Source organism: Fusibacter sp. 3D3 (genome assembly GCF_001748365.1).
In the GTDB taxonomy this organism is placed as follows: Bacteria; Bacillota; Clostridia; order Peptostreptococcales; family Acidaminobacteraceae; genus Fusibacter_A.
The window spans coordinates 66653-78978 of the sequence record NZ_BDHH01000004.1 but is presented as its reverse complement, the minus strand read 5'-3'; the positions used below and the strand labels follow the sequence as shown (position 1 = coordinate 78978).

6 protein-coding genes are annotated in these 12326 nt (G+C 38.0%); 2 read left to right on the top strand and 4 right to left on the bottom strand.

The annotated features are described in order from the left end of the window. Positions 1 to 5: 5 nt before the first annotated feature. Positions 6 to 3023: a glycoside hydrolase family 38 C-terminal domain-containing protein gene (locus F3D3_RS06100; RefSeq protein WP_069872171.1), complete on the top strand. Its 3018-nt coding sequence runs from the start codon at positions 6 to 8 to the stop codon at positions 3021 to 3023. An 83-nt stretch (positions 3024 to 3106) separates the two neighbouring features. After that, entirely contained in the window at positions 3107 to 4768 is a 1662-nt protein-coding gene (locus F3D3_RS06095) for a hypothetical protein (protein ID WP_069872169.1), read from the top strand. A 41-nt stretch (positions 4769 to 4809) separates the two neighbouring features. Here F3D3_RS06095 and F3D3_RS06090 read toward each other — a convergent pair whose 3' ends face one another. From F3D3_RS06090 to F3D3_RS06075, 4 genes are read right to left on the bottom strand one after another with little or no spacing between them, the layout of a single operon-like run. After that, a complete protein-coding gene (locus tag F3D3_RS06090) occupies positions 4810 to 6564 on the bottom strand; it encodes a type I restriction-modification system subunit M (RefSeq protein ID WP_069872167.1) in 1755 nt (584 codons plus the stop codon). A gap of 9 nt (positions 6565 to 6573) precedes the next feature. Next, complete coding sequence (locus tag F3D3_RS06085; protein WP_069872165.1) at positions 6574 to 7692, bottom strand: AAA family ATPase; 1119 nt, start codon at positions 7690 to 7692, stop codon at positions 6574 to 6576. After that, positions 7689 to 8969 carry a restriction endonuclease subunit S gene (locus F3D3_RS06080; protein WP_069872164.1) on the bottom strand — a complete coding sequence of 427 codons (1281 nt, stop codon included), beginning with the start codon at positions 8967 to 8969 and terminating at the stop codon, positions 7689 to 7691. The genes F3D3_RS06085 and F3D3_RS06080 overlap by 4 nt, the downstream gene beginning before the upstream one ends. Continuing rightward, positions 8962 to 11967 carry a type I restriction endonuclease subunit R gene (locus F3D3_RS06075; RefSeq protein WP_069872162.1) on the bottom strand — a complete coding sequence of 1002 codons (3006 nt, stop codon included), beginning with the start codon at positions 11965 to 11967 and terminating at the stop codon, positions 8962 to 8964. Before F3D3_RS06075 ends, F3D3_RS06080 begins: the two co-directional genes overlap by 8 nt. Positions 11968 to 12326: the final 359 nt, after the last annotated feature.

Below are 12326 nucleotides of genomic sequence, written 5' to 3'. Positions count from 1 at the left end.
TGGACATGAATCTAGGAAGACAATGGCGTCAGAGACTTCAAATGTGGTCAGAAGAACTTCAAAAGTATTTTTATACGCCTTTGCTCGACGTTGAATTTGAAGGGTTTACGACTTTTGAGCACTTGTCATTTGAAAATGCTAGAAAGCAAAAGAGAATCCCCATGTCATCGGGGACTTCCTGGGGCGATAAATGGGAATACGGATGGTTTTTCACACGCGTTCAGATCTGTGATGATCTGATTGGACAACCTGTTGTCATGCGCATTGGCGTCGGTCCAGAGATGCTGGTTTGGATCAATGGGGAAGTGGCGAGTGCCATAGATGGGCAGCACAAGACCCTTATTTTAACGGATTGTGCCAAGGCAGGAGAAGTCTTTGAGATTGCAGCAGAAGCTTATGCCGGTCATGGACCTAGACTAGAAAATGGCGGTCCATATCCTATGACAGTGACACCAGTGCCAGAAGTAACGGCGCATCAAGTGTGCATCCAATGTTCGACGGTGGGCATTTGGCATGAAGCCATCTACCAAGCGTGGATCGATTATGAAGTGCTTTATCAGATATTACAGTCACTGCCAGAGCACGCTTTAAGAGCGATGAAAATAGAAAAGGGCTTAAAAGCATTCACCTATAAAGCTGATTTTGAGCTTGATCCTGTGGCTCGAGAAGCGAGTATCATAGAGGCGAGAGCTTGTTTAACGGCGTTATTAACCTGTGTGAATGGTTCGACGACACCCACCATGAGTGTATTTGGCCAATCGCATTTGGATTTAGCTTGGCTATGGCCAGTTGAGGAAACCAAAAGAAAGAGTGCTAGGACTTATGCCAATCAATTGAGGCTCATGGAACGCTATGAAGAGTACCAGTTCTTGCTCTGCGAACCCCCTATTTTAGAATATTTAAAACAATACTATCCAGAAGTATACAGTCGTGTTAAGGCGAAAGTAGAAGAAGGCCGCTTTATACCAGAAGGTGGTCTCTGGGTGGAGGGGGATTGTAATTTGCCTTCTGGAGAGACGCTGATCCGCCAGTTTTTATGGGGTAAGCAGTGGTTCCAAAGTGAATATGGTGTAGAGACGAAGATGGCTTGGATGCCAGATACATTTGGGTTTTCAGCTGCGCTTCCACAGATCATGAAAGGCTGTGACATCCCCTATTTTGCGACCCAAAAATTACTCAGAGCTGATCCAGAGACAGAACCCTTTCCCTATAATCTCTTCTGGTGGGAGGGGATTGATGGCAGCAAAGTATTGAGTCACCTCTACAAGAAAAACAACGCACGTCTTGAACCCAAATTGCTCATTGAGCGTTGGGAAAAGGATCGAAATCAAACAGAGGATATCGATAGCATGCTATTTCCTTTTGGGTTTGGCGATGGGGGCGGTGGTCCAACACGGGATATGTTGGAGATGTACCGAAGACTCAAAGACCTTGAAGGTGCTCCTAAATGCGTGATGGAGAGCCCGATCCACTTTTTTGAACGCATTGCAGAAAGCGATGTTCAAAACATTTACACCGGTGAACTTTATTTAGCTTGGCATAGGGGCACTTATACCTCTCAAGCGGCGATGAAGATGGGCCTTAGGAAAGCAGAAGTAGCCCTTAGAGAAGCTGAATTTTGGGCAAGCATTTATCTGATGGAAAACGGCAATCTAGAGGATGGGACTAAAGAAAAGTTACACGAATTGTGGTCTTTGTTGCTCTTCAATACCTTCCATGATATTTTACCTGGGACTTCTATCCGTAGGGTACACGAAGAAGCTGAAAATGACTTTAAACGTGTTATAGAGGAGAGTAAAGCGCTTCTCCACGATCTTCTGAGGAAACGTTGCAAAGGCAAGGAACCTGTACAAATGCTCTATAATGCGCTTAGTTTTGAAAGAACTTATGAAGGTCATGTGATTCCAGCTTGTGGTCAAATTGAAATGCCTAAAGCGGCAATGTCTGCGTACCTTGATGAAGAGATGTGTGTCACAGCAGTAGAGGCGGGCTTTTATTTAGAAAACAATGCGATCCTCGCCTTGATTGACCATACGGGTAGAGTGATCAGCCTCAAAGATAAAAAAGAGGGCAAACCGCAAGAGGGTGAATGGCTATCAGCACCAGGCAATGATTTCATCATGTATAAAGATGTAAACGGGGTTTATGATGCTTGGGAATTGGAGATTATGGCCAAGGAAATGCCCGTAAAACTCAGTGAAAAAGCGGAAATAAAAGTAATTAGGCGTGAGGGCTGTGTTGGGGTTTCTGTGGAAAGGCAACTCAACAATTCTCTGCTCAGTCAAGAAATTTTATTAAAAAGAGGTGCAAGGCGGCTTGAATTTCAGACTACAATAGATTGGAAAGAGCGTCACAAATTACTAAAAGTGGCTTTTCCAGCGAACCTCTATGCTCAAGAAGCCATCTGTGATATCCAATTTGGCTATATCAAAAGACCACTTCACAAGTCACGCCAGTTTGAGAAAGACCACTATGAGGTCTGGCATCACAAGTATTGTGTCATAGCGGATAACAGCCATGGACTTGCATTGCTCAACGACGGGAAGTATGGCTTGAGCTTTGAGAGGCATACCATACAGCTCACACTCCTAAAGGCACCCGTCATTCCAGATATGGAAGCCGATCTTGGGACGCATCACTTTGTATACGCGTTATACCCCTACAGAGGTACATTTGACGCAAGTGATGTGATTCAAGAAGGTTATGACTTGAATTATCCGCTAGTAGTGGCCGAAGGGTTGAGCACGCAGGGCGGTCAATCTTATTTTGAGGGCTTAGCAGATCATATTGTGGTTGAAGCATTAAAACCTTCTGAAACATTTGAAAATGCAATTGTTGCGCGCCTATACGAGGCAAAAGGAAAACAGGCACGGACTTTTCTTAAAGTGCCGCCACAGATTAAATCAGCCGAACAGGTCAATCTTGTGGAGCGCCCTGTGGCATCCCTTGAAATGTCACAGAACCGAATACCGCTAGAATTTAGACCTTTTGAAATCAAGACCATCTTGCTCAAAATGAAGTGATTTCACACACAAGGGTCAGAAAAATAAAAAGTTTATAGCGCCTTATTACAACGTTAAATCGGGATAGGAGGTATCAAACGCATATGTATAAACATTATCAAATGATTTTACAGGAGGCCAATAGAAGGGCCCAAAAAGCCATGTACAAGCAAGTTCTAGATGTGGAAAGCCCCTTTTACGGCGGCTTTAGGAATCCGCATCATGTCATTCAAGCTAAGAATAGCATCTATGAAATCACAAAACTGGCGATGGTCTATTGCCATGAAGCTTCTGATTACTATAATGACGAGACCGTTTATAAAAGTATGGTATTAGGCCTCACTTATGTGGCGTCTGTACAACGAGAAAATGGGTTGTTCGATTATGTAACATGCAATTTTGATTCCGCACCAGATACCGCTTTTTGTCTTAAAAAGTTATTACCGGTCTATCAATACCTCAGCGTGGAGCGCTCTGTTAAAAATCAAGAACCACTCTACAAAATGCTAGAGGTGATTATTAAAAAAGGGGCATATGGTCTCCTCGAAGGCGGGTTTCACACCCCGAATCACCGCTGGGCAATTGCATCGGTTTTAGGCATCTGCGCAAACCTATTTAAGGATGAAGCCATGAAATCTGCGATGGACAGTTATCTCATTGAGGGCATAGATTGCAATGCGGATGGTGAATTTGCAGAAAGGTCCGCTGGCAATTACAACCGCATCAACAACGACGCCATGATCTGGCTCACAGAAGCTACGGGCGACCCCTCTTACGAAGCTTATGCGCTCAAGAATCTCCAGATGATGCTCACATATATAGAGCCTGATGGTAGCGTTTTCACTGCCAATTCGACCCGATTTGACAAGGATGCCAAGGTATATCCTAAATATTACTACTGGCAGTATCTCTATTTGGGGCAAAAATATCATAAGCCTGAATTCTTAAGAATGGCAAACAAGATCATGGCGATTGTGGCAGAAAAACAGATCACGGCACCCGATTTCTTGATTCATTTTATGAATCATCCCGAATGCATCGAAGGCGAAATTGAAGGCGAAGGCGAAGTTGAAGGTGTTTATGAAGTTCAGGAAAGTGTTCATTATTATCAGGCGTCTGGCATTGGCAGATATTTGAATAAAGATATCAGTTTAACCGTGCTTAAGGACAAGTCAAATTTCCTTTATTTTAATAACGGCAGTATAACACTTGAGCTGAAATTAAGTGGCAGTTATTTTGAACACAGAGGGTTTAAGCCTGATCAAATTGAACTGATAGAGGGCAAAACGTTTAAACTGTCTCAACAGATGAAGGGCTGGTACTATCTTCCGTTTAAAACCGCACAGGCGACTGCGGATTGGTGGGCAATGGATCACAGCAAACGTGAAATCAAAGCGGGACCGACCTTGAACCTTACAGTATGGGTGACACCGATAGAGACAAGTGTGGATGTACGAATAAAAGTGGATGGCCCCGATCAAGCGCCTTTTAGAGTGGAAATGGCACTTGCAGGGATTGAAACCATCGAAACAGAACACATGGCGATCCACGTGACGGGTTCAGAAGCATTGGTGATCAAAGAGGGCATGGTAGAGGTGAGCAACGCATCCAGCAGCATGATAATTGGACCTGCCTTTGGCAATCATCGATTTATAGAAGGTAAAGAAGACAGTGATGCGAAGCATCCAGGCTGTGCAACCGTTTATTTCACAGATTATACCAGTTTTGAGCGTCAGTTTAGGATACAAAACTTTAGATTAGGTTAGTGTTTAGGCGGACAGCTACAGCTGTCCGCTTTTTTTATGGGTTATGGGAGTTCACGCAATCCTAGCGCTTTTAAAAATTGATTATGGTTTGCCTTAGCTTTTTTGATGTTTTCTTCAATGGCAGATAAATCTTCATTTACTTTATTAATGTCGATGATTTCTTCATCAGCTGCGGTGTTGACATATCTGGAAATATTCAAGTTGAAATCATGTTTCTCGATTTCTGCCATTGAAACACGGCGAGAATATTTTTGATCATCTTCTTTTCGATATTGATAGGTCTCAATGATTCTATCAATATGTTCTGGTAAAAGAATATTTTGGCGTTTACCTTTGTTGTAATCATCGCTTGCGTTGATAAATAACACATCGTCAAATTTCTTGCACTTTTTTAGAACAAGAATGCAGACTGGAATACCAGTAGAGAAAAATAGATTAGCAGGTAAACCGATGACGGTATCAATATTGCCATCCTTTATAAGCTTTGTTCTGATTTTTTCTTCGGCACCACCACGGAAGAGAACACCGTGTGGTAGGATAATTGCCATCGTCCCCTCGTCACTTAAAAAGTGAAAGCCGTGTAATAAAAATGCAAAGTCAGCTGCAGATTTTGGTGCAAGACCATAACCTTTAAAACGAAAATCCTCTGCTAAGGTATCGTTTGGCTCCCATCGATAGCTAAAGGGCGGATTTGCAACTACTGCATCATACTCAAGTTTTTTTGCGGGATTCATCTCATTTAAAATATCCCAATCATTCAGTAGTGAATCACCGTGAAAAATCTGGAATTCTGAATCTTTTAATCCGTGGAGCAACATATTCATACGTGCTAGATTATAAGTCGTAATATTTTTTTCCTGCCCGTATATCTGTCCAATAGAATTTGATCCGAGCTGTTTTCTGACATTGATGAGTAGCGACCCTGAACCACATGCAAAATCAAGGACCCTCTTAAGATATTTCTTTTTCCCTGTACTTGGATCTTGACTGTCAAGCGTAACGATCTGGGAGAGAATCGTTGAAATTTGCTGAGGTGTGTAAAACTCTCCAGCTTTTTTACCAGATCCCGATGCAAATTGTCCGATTAAATATTCGTAGGCATCTCCCAAGATATCACTTTCATTAGGAAATTCTGAAAGCCCCTCAGCAATTTCAGTTATAATGGAACATATCATTGTATTGCGAATATCATAAGTTTTCCCAAGTTTATCAGAATCAAGGTTTACTTCGGAAAATAAGCCACGAAATGTGCTATCAAAAGATTCGTTTTCTATGAACTTAAAACCTGCTTGCAAGGTCTTTAAAAGATGTTTGCTTTGTGTACGCGCTAATTCATAAATATTGCTCCAAAGATAATGTGGCTTGATTACAAAATGAACTTTTCGACGCATTTGCTTCTCAAATGTAGTGACTTGATCTAAATTGTTACTATACCAGAGCACAAGTGGTGTCAATTTTTTTGTTTCTAAAAATGCCAAATGATCGTCGGGGATCGTCCTTTTTGCCTTATCTACAGATTGCTGTTGGTAAAAATAATCTGCCACCTGTTCTTTTAGCATGTCAATCTTCTCATCTTGTTTATAAGTTTGACAGATGATCTTTATTTCTTCTTCGCATTGTGTATAATCCTTACCAAGTTCTTTCTTCGCAGCTTCCTCATAGTTATCGGAAAGATAGCGCAAGAAAAGAAACGATAGCATGTAATCACGGAAGTCGTCAGCGTTCATTGCACCACGCAGTTTATCGGCAATGCCCCATAGGGTTGCACCTAGTTGTTTTTGTTGATTATCGTTCATTTTTATCCTCTATTCTTCGCTAAATAACTCAGGATTGAATCGATAGGATTCCATATATCCTTGTAATATTTTTCTAAATACTTCTTTGTTATCTTCAACCATTTCGATGGGTTCAAAAAGTGAGTAGTTTCCATGGCTTAATATATTCACATATCTCGCAAAGGTAATACCGTCTTCGTCATACTCATCACGCTTAATACATTCAGTGAAGTCTTTGAAACCGTGAAAGGATGCTGCCTTCTCGAGAATATTACGCAGAATGTTAAAGTGATAAGTATAAAGTCTACCAGTATTTGCTGCTATACTTAACTCTTTGATTAAGGCAACATGATTAAAAAATGGTGTATCCCCAGTGTCTTGAATTGAGAATTCATCTGTTTCTTTGTTTTTTGAAAAAAAATAATTTTTCCCTTTTATTTTTTTAAACTCATTGTAGATTACATTAAAAAATAATGAATGATGTGAGGATATAACTACTTTAATTTCTTCTTGGCTTTTTAACAATTGTGCTAGATGGCTGGCCACCGCAATAGCGTTGTTGTCATCTAAAGAAGAGATAGGATCATCAATGTAAACATATTTAACCCATTTGTATGCCTGTTCTCGGTCCACTACAAGTTGCAAAATTGCAAGAAAAAAGCACCAAACGAAAATGTTTTCTTCACCGCGGGACACTTTAATATTTTCTATTTTTTCACTTTTACCATTTATTATTACATCTCTAGAAAAACTAATAGTCCATTTTTCATAATTAATAAAAAAATCAAAATCACCATAACGTCTCAAAAATGGGCGAATGCGACTTTCCATTTCAAGATCTCTCAATCCATCAAAAAATCGAGAATTTCTATTGAGAATTAAATGTCTATCGGCATCTCCAGTTAAGTCGTTTTCCCATGAAAAAAGATCTTCCGTAAAGGCATTATAATAAAGCGTGTCTGCTGTACTTGCACCCGTTTCAGAATTCGTTTGTTTCCCTATATCTTTAAACACACCTGAAAGTCTAGTTTTCCCTGTACCGTTGTAGGCAAATAGGAGCACATATTTTTTGCTATCTAAAAGCGTTCTAAAATAAGTTGAAAGTGAGTTTAAATCTGAAAAAGAAGTTGTTGTAGGCTGAGAACTCATTTACTCACCTCCAAAATAAAAGGAAAAAGCCCTTGTGTTAAACCTTTTTTATGGAATTTTAGGGCTTCAATTTTTTCAACTTGTGCAGAGATAAGTTTGTCTAAGCTAGACAGGCAGTCCGCTATTTTTTCTTGCTCTTCTATTTTTGGAACAGTCATTTGTAGATTTTTTAAAGAATCAAGTGCAATACGCTTCCTTGTTGAGCCTGTAGAATTATTTTCAATGATAGAACGAAATGTACTAGAATTTATTAATGAATATATAAAATATAGATTATATATATCTTTATTAACTACAATACGAATACCGTCTGAGCACATTAAATAGCGTGAATGGACGTTGGGAACTATACACGCTCTGCCAACTGGATCTCCCATTTTTGACATTATAATTTCATTAGGATATATATTGCAACTTAAAAGTTCATCTGCTTTCTTTTTAGAAGTGAAAATGCTATAATTATTAATAAATTTTCCGTCTCCAATATTTTGAAGTTGAATGACACGTATACCATCATTTGTATAATCAGAAGATTTCAAATTTGAACCAAATGGACCTCCTGTAAAACTCCACTTTATTTTTTTATCTACAATATCAATTAGAGAGACATTGTTCCAATCATCCACAAACTCTGGAAATCTCCACTGAGGTAGAGTTTTACCCTCGGCAGGGAATAACTTTTGCATCAATCCTTTTTTGTGTCTTTTAAGAGCATCAAGCTTTTTAGCTTCTACAGTGATAAGATCATCCGTTGAAGATAAGCAGTCTGCAATTTTTTGTTGTTCTTTTTTATCAGGTTTTGGAATCAAAATGGAAGAAAATTGGCTGTAACTGACCATTTTTCCATCTCTTATGCCTTCCAAGTCCTTGTTTAAATCTTGAATGAATCTATTTGTCTTGAAATAATGCTTATAATATTGGTCAACTATATCAACTTTTTTGCGTAAAATGATATATGCAGGGCTGCAAATACCGTGAAACATGGAGTATTCTATACCGCCTTGAAAGGACCTCAGGCTTATTATAAAATCTCCTATTTCAACAATTTTATAACTTTCAAGGCTTTTTTCTGTAACAGATACATTATAATCAATATGATTTCTAGGAATTGCGCCATACTCTTGCGTAATAGCAAGTATTGGCAAATCGGAATTGTGATTTTTATTACTAATGGGTTCAAAAATCAAATTTCCATTTCTAAAAACAATGTCATCTTTAGCCTTAAATTCTGGAAATCTCAATTTTGGCATTAATGTTGTTTTTTCTTTTTTACTCATATGCTTTTAACCCCACAATCTCACGACCACCTGCTATTTTTTTAAGAAGTGGAATTAAATCACCCATCAATTCCAGTTCTTTCTGGGTTCTATCTCTCCAGCCAAGATCAAGCGGCTCAAGAAGGTCGCTTAATTTTTCACCGTCAAATATCATTCGGTCAATAATTTCATTAATAAATGATTGTAAATCTGAAGGCTTAAGTCCATGCATTGATGCAATCTTAACAACCTCTGTCACGGTTTTTTCTTCTTTGAATTTTTGATATCCAACTCTTATAGCTTTTTCATCCAACCCCTTGCCAGCTTCTAAGGTGTCAATATATTCTTCAATATCCTTTCTTTCTTCCATCAAGTTAGAAGTAGAGGCTATGAGGTCGATTAATTCCTTTTTAGTCATTTTTTCTTTTGTTGGCACATCAGATTGCGTGTACTTAGAAATAAGCGCCATAATATAATCGTAGTCAATTATGGCAGAGGAAAATAGAACAAACTCAAAATCTAGCTGTTCAACTTCTGGAACCTTATTGTCTAAATCCTTTCCTTGCTGTGACTTTAACTGTTGTGCAGTTTCAATATATGCTCCTCGGAATGCACGTAAAATATCTTCTGGCAACAATTCATCTATCTTATGGGTTTCGTCCTCTTTTATATCGGTATATTGATCAAGTTGTGTTTTAAGACGTTGCACTTCTTTGAATTTATCAATAAATTCAGCACGTGCTGTATCACCTTTTAAATTACTCACTTTTTCTGGTTTACACTCTAATCCTTGAGATGCCATGAATTTCTCAAGAGCCAACACCGCTTTTTCAAGTTTTTCAACAACAATTGGCGCAGGATCAACAAGCCAAATTTCCTTTACCTTCTCACTGTTTTCTTTACCTGAAAATAATTTTATAGCTTCATTAACCTCGTCCTCATGGCTTCTAAAATCAATTATGTTTCCATAAGGTTTAGTAGGATTTAAAATACGATTTGTTCTTGAAAACGCTTGTATTAAACCATGATGTTTTAAATTTTTATCTACGTACAAGGTATTCAAATATTTCGAATCAAACCCTGTTAAAAGCATATCTACAACAATTGTAAGATCAATTTTATTTTCGTGTGGGTAGTCTGCATTTGTATATTGCTGATCTTTGATACGCTTTTGCACATCTTGATAATATAAGTCAAATTCGTTTATGCTGTGGTTTGTACCATATGCATCATTGTAGTTTTTAATAATCTCTCTAAGAGCTTCTTTTTTCATATCTGGTTCTTGTTCGTTATCAAGCTTCTCTTGGATAAGGTCTTCTTGGAGTTGATTTACATCCTTGTTACCTTCAGCAGGTGGAGAAAAAACACAGGCAATATTAAGGGGGCTAAAGTTAACATCACTCCTTTTTTGTTCTGCTTGCAGTTCTTTAAATAATTCAAAATATTCAATAGCATCATTAATACGAGCTGTAGCAAAAAGCGCATTGTAACGTCTGTTGTAAGTTGCGGCATTATGTTTTGCTAGAATAGCTTCAACAACCGCTTTTTTGCTAATGGTGGAGTCTGCTTTTGCAGCTTTTATAACATCATCAGGCTTAAAATAATCAATATGAAACCTTAGAACATTACCATCATCAATCGCATTTGTTATGGTATAAGCATGTAATTCTTTTTCAAAAACATCTTTTGTAGTTCTATAAGAACCAATAGTGCCGTCAATTTGCTTGTAGGTAGAGTTGTTTTCAAAAATAGGCGTCCCAGTAAAACCAAAAAGTTGAGCCTTTGGGAAAAAACGCTTTATTGCATCATGGTTATCACCAAATTGAGAGCGGTGGCATTCGTCAAAAATAATAGCAATACGGTTGTCACTAAGTTTCATCAAACGTTCTTTATAGGTTAATTCGCCTTTTTTCTTTTTCTCTTGGTTTCTTTTACTATCTTCATTGAGTGCAAGTCCAAGTTTTTGGATAGTGGTAACGATGACTTTATCTTTATAATCATCAGAGGTGAGTCGCCTAACTAAACTTTCAGTATTTGTATTTTCTTCAACACAGCCTTCTTGAAATTTATTAAACTCTAAACGGGTCTGTCTATCGAGATCTTTTCTATCCACGACAAATAGACATTTTTCAATATTCGAATTATCCTTTAAAAGTGTAGATGTTTTAAAGGAAGTTAAGGTTTTGCCACTGCCAGTGGTATGCCAAATATATCCATTTCCTCGATTTTGTGCAATGCAATCTATGATTGCTTTAACAGCATAAATCTGATAAGGGCGCATAATCATTAACTTTTGCTCGCTCACAACAAGCACCATATATCGGCTGATGAGCTGAGCAAGTGTACATTTTGGTAAAAATCGATCTGAGAATTCATAAAGATTCGTTATTTTTTCATTTTTCTCGTCGGCAAATTCATATATGGGCAAGAACCTTTCATCTGCATTAAAACTGAAGTGTTCCTTGTGATTATTGGCAAAATAATACGTCTTTGTTTCATTGCTCACAATAAAAAGCTGTATAAAACAAAGGAGTGAGTTGGTGTAACCATTGCCTGGATCGTTTTTATAATCTACAATTTGTTCCATTGCCTTTTTAGGCGTAATCGTAAGCGATTTTAATTCCACTTGTACTATAGGAACACCATTTATAAGTATAATAACATCATAACGATGATTGCTGTTTTCCGTATTTATCCTAAGTTGAGTGATCACCTCAAAATCATTTTTGCACCAGTCTTTAATATTAACGAGCGTGTATTGCAGCGGTGTATCATCGTCACGCTTAAAAGTATTAATCTCTCGTAAAGTTTTAGCCGCAGTGAATACATCTGCGGTAATAATACTATCTTTGAGACGTGCAAATTCTGAAGGACTTAACTTAACACGATTTAGTTTCTCGAAGTGTTGCTTAAAATTAGCCTCAAGAGATGCTTTATCTCTAATATCGTCACGATATGTGTACTTTAAGTCTTTAAGCTTTTCAATAAAAGTGGACTCTATCTGCCTTTCTGATTTCATAGCCTCTCTCCTCTCAGACCATTTAGTATCGATTAAACCATGATTGTATGGGAATGTATTTTTAATTATTAGAGCTCATTTCTCAAGTGCTTCATTTAATTCAGTATAGATAACACTATCTATAAAACGTTTAAATTGCAGCGCTATACAAATTGAAGTATATCATATGCGAGAGCATTTTGCAATTCACAAAATTCCATATTATGTTAAATTTTCGAATGAAAAAACCCCCTTAGATCTCACTCAAAGTGGCTTTCTCATATGTCATTTGTCTTTGATCTTAAATTCTCTATTTGCCTTTGTGATCACTTGTATTTTCTCAAAGTTCTTTTTTAGTCTCCAAAAACAATTAGCAATTA